The sequence below is a fragment of the Mesorhizobium sp. WSM4848 genome (assembly GCF_055811375.1).
This window is the reverse complement of sequence record NZ_JBVVPX010000050.1, coordinates 25,421-41,045: the sequence shown is the minus strand read 5'-3', so window position 1 is coordinate 41,045 and position 15,625 is coordinate 25,421. Positions and strand designations below refer to the sequence as shown.

The 15,625-nt window shown below is 62.9% G+C and carries 13 protein-coding genes; 9 read left to right on the top strand and 4 right to left on the bottom strand.

Annotation, left to right across the window (positions count from 1 at the left end; translation table 11 throughout):
• Nucleotides 1–189: 189 nt before the first annotated feature.
• From AC0L16_RS30715 to AC0L16_RS30700, 4 genes are all read right to left on the bottom strand, one after another.
• Complete coding sequence (locus AC0L16_RS30715) at nucleotides 190–1,212, bottom strand: zinc-dependent alcohol dehydrogenase family protein (RefSeq protein ID WP_473625222.1); 1,023 nt, start codon at nucleotides 1,210–1,212, stop codon at nucleotides 190–192.
• 19 nt (nucleotides 1,213–1,231) lie between these two features.
• A complete protein-coding gene (locus AC0L16_RS30710) occupies nucleotides 1,232–3,001 on the bottom strand; it encodes a TRAP transporter large permease (protein ID WP_473625226.1) in 1,770 nt (589 codons plus the stop codon).
• A complete protein-coding gene (locus AC0L16_RS30705) occupies nucleotides 3,001–3,585 on the bottom strand; it encodes a TRAP transporter small permease subunit (protein ID WP_095493902.1) in 585 nt (194 codons plus the stop codon). Before AC0L16_RS30705 ends, AC0L16_RS30710 begins: the two co-directional genes overlap by 1 nt.
• Before the next feature lie 275 nt (nucleotides 3,586–3,860).
• Nucleotides 3,861–4,766, bottom strand: a complete 906-nt coding sequence (locus tag AC0L16_RS30700; protein ID WP_473625221.1) for a branched-chain amino acid ABC transporter permease — start codon at nucleotides 4,764–4,766, stop codon at nucleotides 3,861–3,863.
• A 170-nt stretch (nucleotides 4,767–4,936) separates the two neighbouring features.
• Between AC0L16_RS30700 and AC0L16_RS30695 the strand changes: the two genes are divergently transcribed.
• The 9 genes from AC0L16_RS30695 (at nucleotide 4,937) to AC0L16_RS30655 (ending at nucleotide 15,623) form a co-directional block, all read left to right on the top strand.
• A complete protein-coding gene (locus tag AC0L16_RS30695; RefSeq protein ID WP_473625220.1) occupies nucleotides 4,937–5,545 on the top strand; it encodes a CGNR zinc finger domain-containing protein in 609 nt (202 codons plus the stop codon).
• Nucleotides 5,538–6,068, top strand: a complete 531-nt coding sequence (locus AC0L16_RS30690) for a hypothetical protein (protein WP_473625218.1) — start codon at nucleotides 5,538–5,540, stop codon at nucleotides 6,066–6,068. Before AC0L16_RS30695 ends, AC0L16_RS30690 begins: the two co-directional genes overlap by 8 nt.
• A gap of 219 nt (nucleotides 6,069–6,287) precedes the next feature.
• On the top strand, nucleotides 6,288–9,767 hold the full coding sequence (locus AC0L16_RS30685) for an indolepyruvate ferredoxin oxidoreductase family protein (RefSeq protein ID WP_473625216.1): 3,480 nt from the start codon (nucleotides 6,288–6,290) through the stop codon (nucleotides 9,765–9,767).
• Between the two features lie 134 nt (nucleotides 9,768–9,901).
• Complete coding sequence (locus AC0L16_RS30680; protein ID WP_473625215.1) at nucleotides 9,902–12,214, top strand: putative bifunctional diguanylate cyclase/phosphodiesterase; 2,313 nt, start codon at nucleotides 9,902–9,904, stop codon at nucleotides 12,212–12,214.
• Between the two features lie 146 nt (nucleotides 12,215–12,360).
• Nucleotides 12,361–13,140 carry an N-acyl amino acid synthase FeeM domain-containing protein gene (locus AC0L16_RS30675; RefSeq protein WP_077375245.1) on the top strand — a complete coding sequence of 260 codons (780 nt, stop codon included), beginning with the start codon at nucleotides 12,361–12,363 and terminating at the stop codon, nucleotides 13,138–13,140.
• 129 nt (nucleotides 13,141–13,269) lie between these two features.
• Nucleotides 13,270–13,419 (top strand): DUF3096 domain-containing protein, encoded by a 150-nt coding sequence (locus AC0L16_RS30670; protein WP_065006071.1) that lies wholly within the window; start codon nucleotides 13,270–13,272, stop codon nucleotides 13,417–13,419.
• A gap of 198 nt (nucleotides 13,420–13,617) precedes the next feature.
• Entirely contained in the window at nucleotides 13,618–13,842 is a 225-nt protein-coding gene (locus AC0L16_RS30665; protein ID WP_077375048.1) for an aa3-type cytochrome c oxidase subunit IV, read from the top strand.
• Between the two features lie 84 nt (nucleotides 13,843–13,926).
• Nucleotides 13,927–15,198 carry a Re/Si-specific NAD(P)(+) transhydrogenase subunit alpha gene (locus AC0L16_RS30660; protein ID WP_473625213.1) on the top strand — a complete coding sequence of 424 codons (1,272 nt, stop codon included), beginning with the start codon at nucleotides 13,927–13,929 and terminating at the stop codon, nucleotides 15,196–15,198.
• Nucleotides 15,198–15,623, top strand: coding sequence for a proton-translocating transhydrogenase family protein (locus AC0L16_RS30655; RefSeq protein WP_473625212.1), 426 nt, complete (start codon nucleotides 15,198–15,200; stop codon nucleotides 15,621–15,623). Before AC0L16_RS30660 ends, AC0L16_RS30655 begins: the two co-directional genes overlap by 1 nt.
• Nucleotides 15,624–15,625 lie beyond the last annotated feature (2 nt).

Here is a 15,625-nt window from a genome sequence, read left to right as displayed (position 1 = left end):
CCCCCCCCCCCCCCCCCCCCCCCCCCCCCCCCCCCCCCCCCCCCCCCCCCCCCCCCCCCCCCCCCCCCCCCCCACCCAAAAAAACAAACCCCCCCCCCCCCCCCCCCCCCCCCCCCACCACACCACCCCCCCCCCCCCCCCCCCCCGCCGCGCGCCCGCCCCCCCCCCCAAAACGCTTCGATTTGCCGATCAGCGCGGCACCACCAGCACCTTGACCTCGCCTGGCGCAGGCGGATTGGCGATCACCGCAGCCGCCTCCTCAAGCGTCACCTGCCGGGAGATGAGCTTGTCAATCTCGATCGCACCCGAGGCGATGAGATCGGCAGCGCGGCGATGCGTAAACGGATTGAGGAAAGAGCCCAGCACCCTCAATTCCCGGAACAACAGGTCGAAAGGTTCGTATTCTGCTTTCATGCCTTGAGGCATCACGCCGACGACGACAACCGTGCCGCCGGCCCTGGCGAGCCGCATCGATTGCTCGACCGTTTCTCTTACGCCAGCACATTCGAACACCACATCGACGCCGCCCGGCATTAGGCCGGAAGGACCGACAACCGTGTCGGTGATATCGCAAGCGCGGGGATCGACCGTCGCCGTCGCGCCCAATTCTTTGGCGAGGGCGCGCCGTGAGGCCTGGCGCGTCGACAGGATGATTGTCGTCGCGCCGGCAAGCCTCGCCAGTTGCACGGTGAGCAGGCCGATAACGCCGCCGCCAAGCACGGCGACCGAGGAGCCGGGTCTGATTTGCGCCAGGTCCAAGCCATGCAAGCAGCAGCCAAGCGGCTCGCAGAACGCGCCATGCGTCGGCTTCAGGTCGTTCGGAAGGGAGAAGGCCTGCTTCTGAGGCAGCACGACATATTCGGCGAAGCCGCCGTCGCGGCGGATGCCGATGGCAACCAGATTATGACAGAGATTGATGCGACCGGCATGGCAGTGCGGGCAGCGCCCGCAGGCGATGTTGGGATCGCCGGTAACGCGATCGCCGACGGAAAAGCCGGACACAGCGGTTCCAATCGCCTCGACGATCCCGGAGAATTCATGTCCGAGCGTCACCGGCGGCGTACAGGGAAATTCGCCATGGAAAAGATGCCGGTCGGTGCCGCAGACGCCGCATGCCTCGATCCGCACCAGGAGATCGTCCGGTCCGGCGGACGGCTTGCCGACCTCGCGCAGGGCAATGCTGCCAACGCCCTCCAGCCGCACCGCTTTCATCTTTGTTACGCCTCCGGCATCAATTGAAAGTCGGTGGTTGGGACAGATCGGTTGCTGGCGCTGCTGGCTTGGCAGGCGGCGTTTCGCCGAAATTCGGCGGTTGCGACAGGTCTGGTGCGGGCGCGGTCGGCGCCGTGCCGCCATCCGCCGGCGGTGCGCCGAGTGGCGACAGGCTCGGCGTTTCCGGCACCTGATAATCGATCGTGCCCGGGTCCACTGCCGTGCCCTTGTAGTGCATCACCATCTGCGGGAAGGCGATGGTCAGGCCGATCATGATGACCTGGATGCAAACGAAGGGAACCGCGCCCCAATAGATCTGGCCGGTGGTCACCGGCGCGATCTTCTTGCCGGTGAGGCGATCGAGATAGGGCACGCGGGCGGCGACCGAACGCAGATAGAACAGTGCGAAGCCGAAGGGTGGATGCATGAAGCTGGTCTGCATGTTGACGCCGAGCAGCACGCCGAACCAGATCAGGTCGATGCCGAGCTTGTCGGCGGCCGGCGCCAAAAGCGGTACAATGATGAAGGCGAGCTCGAAAAAATCGAGGAAGAAGGCGAGCAAGAAGACGAGGATGTTGACGCCGATCAGGAAGCCGACTTCACCGCCCGGCAACGATGTCAGGAGGTGTTCGACCCAGATCTGGCCATTGACGCCGTAGAAGGTCAGCGAGAACACCCGCGCCCCGATCAGGATGAACAGCACGAAGGACGACAGCCGCGTCGTCGCCGCCAGCGCCTGCTTGACCACGTCCAGCGACAGCCGTCCCTTCATCGCCGCCATGATCAGCGCGCCGACAGCGCCCATGGCGCCACCCTCAGTCGGTGTGGCGATGCCGAGGAAGATGGTGCCCAACACCAGGAAGATCAGCGCCAGCGGCGGGATCAGCACGATGATCACCTGCTGCGCCAGCCGCGACATCATGTTGATCTTCAGGCGCTGCTCGGCGATTGCCACGACGTAGATGAGGATCACGCCGATGGTGGCACCGAGAATATCGGCGTTTTGGCCCTGCGAGGGCGCAAGATAGCGATACGCCGCGTAGGAGACCACGACCGCCGCCAACACCGCGACCAGCAGCGACAGGACACCGTGGCCGAGCGTGCGGGCCTCCAGCGGCAGCGCCGGCATCGACTTCGGCCGGACGATCGACATGATTACGATGTACATCGTGTACATGCCGGTCAGAACCAGCCCCGGGATTAGCGCGCCCGCATACATGTCGCCGACCGAGCGGCCGAGCTGATCGGCCAGAACGATCAGCACCAGCGAGGGCGGAATGATTTGGGCGAGCGTGCCCGACGCGGCGATGACGCCGGACGCTACACGGCGGTCATAGCCGTAGCGCAGCATGATCGGCAGCGAGATCAGGCCCATGGCGATGACAGAGGCAGCCACGACACCCGTGGTTGCGGCAAGCAGCGCGCCGACGAAGATCACGGCATAGGCGAGGCCGCCGCGGATCGGTCCGAACAATTGGCCGATCGTGTCGAGCAGGTCTTCGGCCATGCCCGATCGTTCGAGCACGATGCCCATGAAGGTGAAGAACGGGATGGCCAGCAGCGTGTCGTTCGACATCACCCTGCTCCCATAGAAATTTTCGGGAAGCGCATAGAGAAGTGGCCAGGCGAGGTTGATCGATCCGCCCGAATAGGGTGACAGCACAACCCCGATGAAGAAGAAGACCAGGCCGTTGGCGGCGAGCGAGAAGGCGACCGGATAGCCGATCAGCAGGAAGATGACCAGCGAGGCGAACATGATCGGCGCCATGTTCTGGGCGATGAACTCGATCACGAGCGCACCTCTTCGGCGAGCGCCTTCGCTTCGAGCTCGGCCTGCTCATGCACCGATATGAACGGCGTCGGATCGTCCATGTCGCCGCGCATGATGGCGATCTTCTTGATGATCTCGGAGATACCCTGAAGCGCGAGCAGGAAAAAGCCGGCCAGCAGGATTGCCTTTGCCGGCCAGATGATCAGCCCGCCGGAATTGTTCGACATTTCGCCGCTGCGAAACGACAGCGACACATAGGGAACGAAATAGATCACCATCAGCGTCACGAACGGCATCAGGAAAAAAAGGTGACCGAGAAGGTCTATCCAGTGCTGCACGCGGCGCGAGAACATGCCGTAGACGATGTCGATGCGGATATGGTCGTTCTGCTTCAGCGTGTAGGCGGCGGCCAGCATGAAGGCGGCGCCGAACAGATACCACTGCAGTTCCAGCCAGGCGTTCGATGACATGTCGAACGTCTTGCGGATGACCGCATTGGCGGCGCTGACCAGGATTGCCAGCAGGATCAGCCACGACACCCATTTGCCGATGAATTCGTTCACCCGGTCAATGGTTCTGGATAGAGCGAGCAGCCCTGCCATACATTCCTCCCTTTACGCATCGGCCCGAAAATCGGTGGCGATTTTCGGAAAGCACGATGCGTGACTCAAAGTATCAGCGGCGCGCCAATTCCCGCTTGTTTTTCCGCCGCATCGATGTGGCCCAACGGTATGCCGTGCGTGGCCCGGCGGGTCAACACAGGTCAGACCGACTAAAACAATCTTGTGGATGGGGAAGGGGCGAAACAGCCGCGGAAGGGAATCATGCGCAAAAATCAAAGTGACGTCTGCAGCCAACGCTAGCCAGGTTGGCGCAGTCAGACGATCTTACTCTGGTCTCGCCCGGACCCGATCAGCACCAGCATGGCGACGAGGAACAGATACATCCACGCGTCGCGCCACTCGACCGGAAAATAGCCGGCCCACAGCGATTCGGCCATACCGAAAGCGGCAGCGCCAAGTGCGGCCCGCAACGGCGAGAGATAGCCGCCCACCGCCGTCACGAACAGGACTTTCAGCCCGTAGACCAACCCTGTGCCGAAGCTGATGTTGCCGTAGTAGAAGGCGGCGAGCACGCCGGCCAGTGCCGCGCAAAGGCCACCGAAAAGCACCGCACGCCGAAGCACCGCGCGAACATCGACGCCGCACATCGCCGCCGCCCTGGGGTCGTCGGACACGGCGCGCCAGCGCCGGCCGAAGCTTGATTGGGCAAACGCCCAGGCTGCGACCCCGATAGTTGCCCCGACGACAGCGCAGTCGAGCAACTGGATGAGCGTCAGCGTGGCATTGAAATTCGCCCCCCGCGCAAAAATGATGGGCTGGGCAAGCATTGGCGGCAGCCACAGATCATGGGTGTCGGCGGCGATACGGCTGGCTTCCGACAAGGCCAGCAATATGCCGAGCGTCGTTACCACGATGGCGTTGGGCGAGCGGTCGGCCAACGGTTCGAAGATGCTTCGCGACAAGACATGGCTGAGCAGCGCAGCATAAAGGAACGCTGCAGCTACGCCGAGCGCGACCGATGCAAACAGCGTCAGCCACAACGCCTGATAGCCGAACGCCGCGGTGAGGATCATCGTATGCCCGCAAAAGGCGAACAGCGCCCCATAGGCAAGATTGGTGCGATGCAGGATGCCGTTGGTCAACACGTAGCCGAAGGCAAGCAATGCGTAGAGCGCGCCCGAATGCAGCCCGTTCAGAACCTGCTGGAAGAAATAGAGCATGCAATGTCCCTCGATGCATGCCCCGCAATCGCGGCGCAGCGGTTTGCGACGAACGACAATCTCAAGACCAAGGCTATGGCTCAAGACACGGCTATGGCGATCGCCTCGCGACGAGCGTTGCACTCGGAAATCTAACTTGTCAAATGCGTTTTATCGGTTAGATTCGCTACATGACAGTATCCTGGACTCCGCACCGCTTCACCGGTGGCATGCTTGCGCTTGACACGGCGAACACCGTCGTCTTGCGGAACGATCCGGAGAAAACCTTCGACCGGCTCAAAGACCCGGCCGAGATCGCCCGCTTTGCCGAGGCGGCGAGTGGCTTTCGCGCCGCCGAGCTCGGCGGCAGGCCGCTCGCAGCGCCGGCGCCTGAAAAGATCGCGCCGGTGGTGCTTTCGATCAGGGAGACGACCGATCGGCTGTTTCGCCGCGCAGTTTCGAAACGTGCGATCGCAACCGCAGACATGCCTGAATTCCTTGAAGCCTGCGCCGACGGACTCGCCCAAAGCCGCACCGAAATCGGGAAGCCCGGAAAACCGTTCGGCAATCCGGCGACGCCGATTGCGTTCGAGACGGCGCTTGCGGTCTCGGCGCTGTCGCTGCTGCGCGGCGACACAATCGCCAGGTTGAGGATATGTCCGAACTGCAGCTGGCTGTTTGTCGACAAAAGCCGCAATTCCAGCCGCCTCTGGTGCGACATGGCGGTGTGCGGCAACCGACAGAAGGCAAACCGATACTATCGCCGCCGGACCGCGGCGAGGGAGATCACCAATGTCTAAGAGATTCTCGCGCGCGAAGATTGTCGTCGCGGCGTTGTTCGCGGCGGCCGCGCTCGGCGCCTGCCGTGACTCCGGCAAGGACCAGTTGTTCGCCATTTCCGGGAAGCTGTTCGAGTTCAACTACCGGCTGGGAATCGCCACCTATGTCATCACCCTCAACCCGCTGCGGCCGGTAGGTGAGGGACAGGTCGCCGTGGTCTCCTTCCAGAACCCGGCCGGTGGTGATCCGATCATCGTCACCCAGAGAATATGGCCGAAGCTGCCGCATGTGACGCTGACCAGCCCGCCGCTCACCTGCGTCGTCAAGGACAAGCCCTATGCGGTGTCGATCCGCATCGAGGATTCCAGTGGCAAGTTGCTGCAGAGTTTCGAGACGACACTGACGTCCTCGCTCGACCAGTCGGTCCTGCCCGACCGGCCTCTCGTGGTCGGGCCGGCCTACGAGCTCAACAGGGACCTGGCCGGCCATGCCGACGGCAAGCTGCCAGGCGAACCGAAGCCAAGTTGCCCAAAGGCTGCATGATGCGTCACCAGCGGCACTGACCGCTGCCGGAATTTTCGTGCTTGGCCATCCTCCCCAAAAGGCGTTTCGTGGCGTCAGACGGCCGCGCGCAGGTCATTTGTTGCGCCTCGCCGGACATCTTCGATTTTGTTTGACCTGCCCGGCAAGGGGAGAAACACTGCAGCCTCCAACTCCGACGTTGGCTGCGCTCGAACTGCGGCCTCCGCAGAGGAATGCCTGATGACACTGCACGATGTCGCGCTCGACGACAAGTTCGACCTGGGAAAGGAGCGCATCTTCCTTTCCGGCGCGCAGGCGGTCATCCGCATGCTTTTGATGCAGCGCGAGCGCGACCGCCGGGCTGGCCTGAACACCGCGGGCTTCGTCTCCGGCTATCGCGGCTCGCCGCTCGGCGGCCTCGACATGCAGCTTTGGAAGGCCAGGAAGCAGCTCGCCCAGTCGGACATCGTCTTCCAGCCCGGCCTCAACGAGGAACTCGCGGCCACCGCCTGCTGGGGATCGCAGCAGGCCGAGTTGCTGGGCGAGGGCACGCATGACGGCGTCTTTTCGGTCTGGTACGGCAAGGGACCGGGCGTCGACCGCTCCGGTGACGTCTTCCGCCATGCCAATCTCGCCGGCTCGTCAAGACATGGCGGCGTGCTCGCCCTGATGGGCGACGACCACATGGCTGAATCCTCGACCAACGCGCACGCGACCGAGTTCCTGTTTGTCGACACCATGGTGCCGATCCTCAATCCGGCCGGGGTCCAGGAGATCATCGACTATGGGCTCTATGGCATTGCCATGTCGCGCTTCGCCGGCACCTGGGCGGCGATCAAATGCGTCAAGGACAACATCGAATCGACGGCTTCGGTCGATGCCGCGCTCGAACGGCTTGATATTGTCAACCCGGACTTCGACATGCCGCCCGGCGGCCTCAACATCCGCAACGAGATCGACATGCTCGGCCAGGAGGAGCGACTGCATGAATACAAACGCGCCGCCGCTTCGGCCTTTATCCACGCCAACGGGCTGAACCGGATCGTCTATTCCGGCGGCAGTGGCCCGAAGCTTGGCATCGTCACCATCGGCAAGAGCTATCTCGACGTCCGCCAGGCGCTGGAAGACATCGGCGTCGACGAGGCCGCCGCCAACCGCATCGGGATCAGGCTGTTCAAGGTCGGCTGCCCGTGGCCGCTCGACCTGCAGCACATCGCCGAGTTCGCTCGTGGCCTCGACACCATCGTCGTGGTCGAGGAGAAACGCTCGCTGATCGAGGTGCAACTGCGCGAAAACCTTTATGGCACCGCCATGCAGCCGGTCATCGTCGGCAAGAGGGACGAGCGCGGGGATGGGCTGTTCCCGGCCAAGGGCGCGCTCGACCCCAACGACATCGCCATCGCGCTCGGCGACAGAATTTTTAGCACGATCGGCCCGTCGGACGAGATTGCCGCGCGGGTGGCGAAACTTCGCCAGTTCCAGGCGATGCTCGCCGAGACGACCGACATCGCCTCGCGCACGCCCTTCTTCTGCTCCGGCTGCCCGCACAATTCCTCGACCAAGGTGCCCGACGGCTCGCTCGCCGCCGCTGGCATCGGCTGCCATTTCATGGCGCTGTGGATGGATCGCAACACCGTTGGTTTCACCGCCATGGGCGGTGAGGGCGCGCAATGGGTCGGCCAGGCGCCGTTCTCGAAGCGCGACCACATCTTCCAGAATCTCGGCGACGGCACCTACAACCACTCCGGCGCGCTGGCGATCCGCTTCGCGCTGTCGACCGACGCCAACATCACCTACAAGATCCTCTACAACGACGCCGTCGCGATGACCGGCGGCCAGCCGCACGAGGGTGGCCTGACCGTGGACATGATCGCCAGGCAGGTGCGGGCCGAGGGCGTCGAGCGGATCGCCATCGTCACCGACGAGCCGGCCAAATATACCGGCAAGGTCGAATTCCCCGCCGGCGCCACCATCCATCACCGCGACGACCTCGACCTCGTGCAGCGCGAATTGCGCGCGGTCAGGGGCACATCCGTGCTGATCTACGACCAGACCTGCGCCGCCGAAAAGCGCCGCCGCCGCAAGCGCGGCACTTTCCCCGATCCCGACAAGCGCGTCTTCATCAACGAACTGGTCTGCGAAGGCTGCGGCGATTGTGGGGTGCAGTCGAATTGTGTGTCGATCCAGCCGGTCGAGACCGAATTCGGCCGCAAGCGCAAGATCGACCAGTCGAGCTGCAACAAGGATTTCTCCTGCATCAACGGCTTCTGTCCGTCCTTCGTCACCGTGCATGGCGCCAAGATCAAGAAGGCCGAGGGTATGGCCGGCACCACCGATCCGCTCGACGGCGTGCCCGCGCCCGCGGAATTCCCGCTCGGCGACCAAGGCTGGGCGGCGATCATCGACGGCGTCGGCGGCACCGGCGTCGTCACAATCGGCGCGGTGCTTGGCATGGCGGCTCATCTCGAAGACAAGGGCTGCGGCATGATCGACATGGCCGGCCTTGCCCAGAAGGGCGGCTCGGTGTTCACCCATGTTCGCATTGCGCGCAGCCCGGGCGATATCCATGCCATCCGCGTTTCGGCCGGCAAGGCAGACCTTGTGCTTGGCTGCGACCTCGTCGTGTCGGGCGCCCAAAAGGTGCTCGCCGCGGTGCGCGAGGGCCACACGATCTTCCTCGCCAACTCCGCCGAGATCATGCCCGGCGAGTTTACCCGTTCGGCCGATTTCTCGCTGCCCGTTGAGCGGCTGAAAAAGGCGATCCACACTGCCGCCGGCGACGAAAAGGCGCATTTTTTCGACGCCACCCGCACCGCCACCGCGCTGTTCGGCAGCTCGCTCGGCGCCAACATGTTCATGCTCGGCTTCGCCTTTCAGCATGGCGGCTTGCCGCTGTCTGCCGAAGCAGTCGAAAAGGCGATCGAGCTCAACGGCCAGTCGGTGGCGATGAACGTCTCAGCCTTCCGCTGGGGCCGCCGCGCCGCCCACCAGCCGGATTTCGTGCGCGCCCTCGTCGTCCAGCCGGGCACGGCTGCACAGAACACCGCTGTCGCCGAAACGCTCGATGACGTCATCGCCCGCCGCGTCGCCTTCCTCACCGCCTATCAGAACGCCTCCTATGGCAAGCGCTATGCCGACAGATTGGCCGCGCTGCGCAAGGCCGAAGCCAGCGTGGCGCCTGGTTCGACTGATGTGACAGAGGCCGCTGCGAGGAACCTGTTCAAGCTGATGGCGATCAAGGACGAATACGAGGTGGCGAGGCTCTATACCGACGGCTCCTTCGCCACCGAGCTGAGCAAGCAGTTTCAGAGCTACGACAAACTTGAATTCCATCTCGCGCCGCCGATCGTGGCCAGGCGCGGCAAGGACGGCAAGCCGAGGAAGTCGAGCTTCGGTCCCTGGATGATGAAGGGATTTCGGCTGCTGGCAGCGATGAAAGGCTTGCGCGGCACGGTCTTCGATGTGTTCGGCTACAGCTCCGAAAGGCGTATGGAACGGCGGCTTCTTGCGCAGTACGAGGCCGATCTGGAGCTTGTCGCCAGCGCGCTGGCGCCAGGCAAGGTCGAGGCCGCGGCAGCGCTTGCCTCGGTGCCGGCGCTCATTCGCGGCTATGGTCACGTCAGGCAGGCCAGCGCCGAAAAGGCCGCCGGCGAGCGCCTGAGGCTGCTCGATCGCCTGGCGAAGACACCGGCTCGGCCGGAACTCCAGGCCGCCGAGTGATCGGTATGTCTTGTTACCTGAAGGGTCGCTTCCCCTGGTGTTAGCCGACCTGACGGTGACGCCCGGAACCGCCTCTCTAAATCTTTCTTAAGGCTGATGTGACACAGCTTGGCTCCCCAGGGTGGGACTCAGGCGTGAATCTGAAAAGAAAAAACGAGATCCCGGTCGACGTCTACATTCCGTTCGTGGAAACTCTGTTCCGCGACAGCCTGACGCTTTCGATTGGATTCTTTGCCCAAACCCTGCTGGTCGTGCTGGTCTACTGGAAGACCAAGGATCCGATCTACATTGCGGTGGCCGCCGGATTTCTGATCGTCGCATTTCTGCGCCTGCGCAACATCAGAAAATACCGCCACGCCCCGTCACCCAGGAATTGGGAGGAGGCGCGCCGCCGCGAAAATGACTACATTTTCTACGGCTCTATGCATGGTTTCATGCTGGGCGCCTTCTGTTTCGCCGGCATCTACTTGGCGCATGACAACTATGCCGAAATAGCCGCTGTCTGCGTTACGCTGGCATCCGCCACGGCGATCGCCGGCCGCAATTACGGCTCCCCGAGGATGGTCATGATCTTCATCATGACCATGACGTGGTCGATCTCGCTGGGTTTTATCCTGCGTGGCGATGTCTACCACGTGATACTCGGACTGATGTCGGCTCCCTTCCTATTCGCGATCAAACGCTTCGCCGATGTGGTTAGGGAGGTGCTTTTCGCCGCTTTGTCCGAAGAGAAGAAGGCGAACCGCCTCGCCCAGCGCTTCAATCGGGCGCTGAACACCATGTCGCACGGGCTTGTCATGCTCGGCCCTGATGGCCGGGTGGTGGTGGCCAACGCCGAAGCCGCGCATCTGATGTCGCTCAAGTCGCCCGACGCGCTGCTCGGGCGATCGATCCACGGTCTGCTGATGCGCGGCGTTGCCGGCGGCATGCTGGCGCCGAAGGACTGCCGCTACATCGAAGCCCAGCTTACGCGCGCTCTGCGCGAGGGCCGCGACCGCAAGGTTCTCGTCTCGCTCGCGAACGGGCAGCACTATGAATTCTCGGCGCGTGAGGGTAGCCAGGAACTGGGCGTCATCACCTTCGAGGATGTGACGGCCCGCATCGAGGCAGAAGGCAAGATCCGCTTCATGGCGCGCTACGACAGCCTCACCGGCCTGCCCAACCGCGCCTATTTCCACGAGCTGATCGCAGAGGCCATGGCATCCGGTGACCTCGAGCGCCTCTGCGGGCTCGCCGTTCTTGACCTCGACGACTTCAAGAGCGTCAACGACACGCTTGGCCACCCGGTCGGCGACGGATTGATCTACGCCGTCGCGGAGCGGCTGGCAGCGATCGCCGGACCAGGCGTCACCATCAGCCGTTTCGGCGGCGACGAGTTCATGATCTTCCTCGACCGCGTTGAGGACGAGAGCCATCTGACCAGCCAAATCGACGGGATTTTCATTGAACTGCAGGGCGAGGTCGACGTCGCCGGCCACGGACTGCGCATCCAGGCCAGCGGTGGCGCGGTGCTGTCGCGGGTCAGGGACAGCGATGTCGACGCCATGATCGTCAAGGCGGACCTGGCGCTCTACAAGGCCAAGGAACTCGGCAAGAACACCTGGCGTTTGTTCGAGGCATCGATGGATGCCGCTTTCCGCAACCGTCAGCTGATGAAGGCGGATCTGCGCAATGCGGTGGAAAGCAAGGGGCTGCGGGTGGTCTACCAGCCGATCGTGGCGATGAGCACGATGCGCATAGCCAGCTGCGAGGCGCTGTGCCGTTGGGACCACCCCGATCTCGGACCGATCTCGCCCAGCATCTTCATTCCGCTTGCGGAAGAAATGGGCATCATTTCCGAAATCAGCACCTTCGTCCTGCATGCGGCGTGCACCGAATGCGCCAAATGGCCCGCACAGACCAGTGTCTCGGTCAATCTCTCGGCCAAGGATTTTCGCAACCGCGACGTTGTGCAAAAGGTTCGCGATGCGCTCGCCAGTTCGGGCCTCGCCGCCGGCCGCCTGGAGATCGAGGTCACCGAGACGGCGCTGCTCGACGACAAGTCGCTGACACGTCAGTATATCGAGGAATTGAAGCGGCTTGGCGTGCGCATCGCGCTCGACGATTTCGGCACCGGCTATTCGAGCCTGAGCTATCTCCACAAACTTCCGCTCGACAAGATAAAGATCGACCGTTCGTTCCTGATGGACGTCACCCAGAACAGCCGTTCGCTCGAATTGCTCAAGGGCATCGTCAATCTGTCACGGCCGCTGGGTCTTTCGGTGACTGTCGAGGGCGTCGAGACTTTCGAGCAGCTCAAGATCCTGGCCTTGCAGGTCAAGCCGGACCTGGTTCAGGGATTCCTGTTCGGCTCGGCGCTCAGCGCGTCCGGCATCGAGACGATGTCGAGCACGGTCTGGCCCTTCGCCAGGGACATCAAGACGGCCAGCAAGGCGACGCATCGCTGATTTCGCCGGAAGACCTGATACTTTAGTACAATTCTACCGATTATTAACCTTAATAGCCGGTAAATGATTTCTATCTTGTTTTCATCTTTACATCATACGGCCCTGCCGTAGTGTTGATCGCGGCGGCAGTTGCGGGGAACGAGTTGATGATTGTCGAGTTGACTTCGCCTCGCCAAGCGGCGGGTGCGGGCGGGACCAATGCGTCTGACGATATGTCAGGCTTTGCCAGGAATGTCTCGGCGATGCTCGAGCGGACGGAATATCGCCGCTGCGACAAGGGCGAAGATCTCGAAGATATTTACAGGTTGCGCTACAAATCTTACCGTCTGAACGATATGGTCCCGGAGAATCCCGACCATATTGTGCATGACGAGCTCGACGAAGCGGCCAATTGTTCCAAGTTCGGCATCTATATCGACGGCGTTCTGGTCAGCACGCTGCGTATTCACCATGCCTGCAGCGCCACGCCGCAGTCGCCTTCCACGACGGTTTATGGCGACATACTGCGCCCCATGCTGGCGTCTGGTGTGCATTTTGCCGATCCCAGCCGCTTTGCCGCCGATCCGGACTGGTCGCGGGTCTATCCGCAAATTCCTTATCTGACGCTGCGCCTCGCTGGCATGGCATGCTTCTACTTCGACGCGCCTTATTGTCTCTCCACCATCCGCCCGGAACACGCAGGCTTCTATCGTCGCATTTACTGTTCCGAGCAGATTGGCGAGTTGCGCAATTATCCGGGCCTGAATTACAAGGTCGTGCTCTACCGCGCCGACGTCAGCGCCATTCGCGAACGGTCTTTCTCCCGGTTCCCATTCTTTCGGTCGACGCCGATGGAGCAGCGCATGCTGTTTGAGACACCTGGTGCCGGCGAACTCGCGCCGCTGACCATTCTGCCGACCGCCAAATACTACCGCGAAGCCGCCTGATAATTGGCAAATTTAGAGCGCGGCTGGAGCTTTCAGGCCGCTTTCGCCGTTCTGGGAGGCGCGCCGGTGGTGGGCGGACGACGTCAATCTGCATCGCTTCGGCGGAAATTCTACCGAAAGGAACCCGACATGACCATTTCCACGCTCGCACTCACTCCGCTGATCTCGCTGATTGCCGGCGTGCTGATCCTGGTGATGCCGCGACTGCTCAACTACATCGTCGCGCTCTATCTGATCGTTGTCGGCCTGCTGGGGCTGTTTCCGCAGCTCGCCGGCTGAAAACGCCGCTAGGCGCGGCGCGTTAGCCGGCAAGCAAGCGCGAGGCGACTGCCGCGAGCGCCTCCGAAACATCATCCCGCACCTGGCGGCTCCAATTTCCTTTGAGGCTGTTGTCTCCAGCGATGCGGCAATAGCGCCATTGCCCTCGGCCTGGCTTTTCGCTATGTGCCTGAAAGATGTCTTCGAAGGGGTATTCCTATGGCTGATCACTCGCCGACCGGTCCTGTCGAACTAGGCGCGAAGATGGACTATGCCGAGCACGACCGCACCTATGCCGGCTTTCTCATGCTCGCCAAATACGGGTCGCTGTTTTGCGCCGCCGTGCTTCTGGCGATGGCTTTCGGATTCTTTGCGGGCGGCTTCTTCTCGGCGTTTGTCCTGTTCGTTCTGATCCTCGCCCTCGGCGCTTTCATTCTCAGGTAAATTCTTCAAAACCCTTGCCCGCGACCTCGCCGGAAGTTCGGCCGGCGTCCTGCGCAGACAGGTTCCAGCCGAAAGGATCATGCGGTGGGACAGACGGTTTTCATCCCTCGTGAGCTCGATGCGAACGAGCCTCGCGTTGCTGCCTCGTCCGACACGGTTAAACGGCTGGCGGGGCTGGGATTTGAGGTCATCGTCGAAAGCGGCGCCGGCACGGCATCGCGCATTCCCGACGAGGAGTTCGCCAAGGCTGGCGCTGTGATCGGTAAGGCCGGCGATGTCGCCAAGGCCGATGTGGTGCTGAAGGTGCGCCGGCCTGATGAGACGGAGCTGAAGGCCTATCGCCCAGGCACCGCCGTCATCGCCATCATCGATCCCTATGGCAACGATGCTGCAGTCGATGCTCTGGCAAGGGCCGGCGTCACCGCCTTCTCGATGGAGTTCATGCCTCGCATCACGCGCGCCCAATCGATGGACGTCCTGTCCAGCCAGGCCAACCTCGCCGGCTACCAGGCGGTGATCGACGCGGCTGCCGAATATGATCGGGCGCTGCCGATGATGATGACCGCTGCGGGCACCGTGCCGGCGGCGAAAGCCTTCATCATGGGCGTCGGCGTCGCCGGCCTGCAGGCGATCGCTACTGCGCGTCGTCTCGGTGCCGTGGTCACCGCGACCGACGTGCGTCCCGCCGCCAAGGAACAGGTCGCCTCGCTGGGCGCAAAGTTCCTGGCCGTCGAGGATGAGGAGTTCAAGGCGGCCGAGACGGCTGGCGGCTACGCCAAGGAAATGTCCAGGGAATACCAGGCCAAGCAAGCGGCACTGACCGCCGAGCACATCGCCAAGCAGGACATCGTCATCACCACAGCGCTGATTCCCGGCCGTCCGGCGCCGAAGCTCGTTTCGGCCGCGATGGTCGCCTCTATGAAGCCGGGCTCGGTGATCGTCGACCTGGCCGTAGAGCGCGGCGGCAATGTCGAGGGCGCTGTGCAGGGGCAGGTGGTGACCACGGCCAACGGGGTGAAAATCGTCGGCCATCTCAATGTGCCGGGCCGCGTCGCTGCCTCCGCCTCGCTGCTCTATGCCAGGAATCTCTTTGCGTTCCTCGAGACGCTGGTCGACAAGACCACCAAGACGCTTGCCATCAACCGCGACGACGAATTGGTCAAGGCGACGATGCTGACCGATGGTGGCCAGGTCGTGCATCCGGCCTTCGCCGGCAAGCCGGCGGTGATGATCGCCTCGGCTGAGCCTGCGAAGCCCGCCGCTGCAAAAAATCCAACCCTGCCAAAGAAAGCTGCCGCATCCAGGAAAGCTGCCGCACCCAAATCGCCCGCTAACAAGTCGAAAGGGATCGCGTGATGGACCAGACCTTGCAGAAAGCCCTCGACCAGCTCGACCAGGCGACCGCCGCCGTCCGGCTCGCGGTGCAGGATCTGGCCAGCGCTCCAGGCGGCACCGATGCAGCAGCCGACGCCGCGCACGCGCTGTCCGGCGGGGCGATCGATCCGTTCGTCTTCCGCTTCGCCATTTTCGTGCTGGCGATCTTTGTCGGCTATTATGTCGTCTGGTCGGTCACACCGGCGCTGCACACGCCGCTGATGGCCGTCACTAACGCCATTTCCTCGGTCATCGTCGTCGGCGCGCTGCTTGCCGTCGGCATCTCGGCGTCCGGCATAGCCACCGGCTTCGGTTTCGTCGCGCTGATGCTGGTCTCGGTCAACATCTTCGGCGGCTTCCTCGTCACCCAGCGCATGCTGGCGATGTACAAGAAGAAGGACAAGTAGAG

Bases quoted from the DNA above. Each gene is read 5' to 3' on its own strand.
- AC0L16_RS30715 (WP_473625222.1), bottom strand. From the start codon at position 1,212: ATGAAAGCGGTGCGGCTGGAGGGCGTTGGCAGCATTGCCCTGCGCGAG.
- AC0L16_RS30705 (WP_095493902.1), bottom strand. From the start codon at position 3,585: ATGGCAGGGCTGCTCGCTCTATCCAGAACCATTGACCGGGTGAACGAA.
- AC0L16_RS30700 (WP_473625221.1), bottom strand. From the start codon at position 4,766: ATGCTCTATTTCTTCCAGCAGGTTCTGAACGGGCTGCATTCGGGCGCG.
- AC0L16_RS30695 (WP_473625220.1), top strand. From the start codon at position 4,937: ATGACAGTATCCTGGACTCCGCACCGCTTCACCGGTGGCATGCTTGCG.
- AC0L16_RS30690 (WP_473625218.1), top strand. From the start codon at position 5,538: ATGTCTAAGAGATTCTCGCGCGCGAAGATTGTCGTCGCGGCGTTGTTC.
- AC0L16_RS30685 (WP_473625216.1), top strand. From the start codon at position 6,288: ATGACACTGCACGATGTCGCGCTCGACGACAAGTTCGACCTGGGAAAG.
- AC0L16_RS30675 (WP_077375245.1), top strand. From the start codon at position 12,361: ATGATTGTCGAGTTGACTTCGCCTCGCCAAGCGGCGGGTGCGGGCGGG.
- AC0L16_RS30670 (WP_065006071.1), top strand. From the start codon at position 13,270: ATGACCATTTCCACGCTCGCACTCACTCCGCTGATCTCGCTGATTGCC.
- AC0L16_RS30665 (WP_077375048.1), top strand. From the start codon at position 13,618: ATGGCTGATCACTCGCCGACCGGTCCTGTCGAACTAGGCGCGAAGATG.
- AC0L16_RS30655 (WP_473625212.1), top strand. From the start codon at position 15,198: ATGGACCAGACCTTGCAGAAAGCCCTCGACCAGCTCGACCAGGCGACC.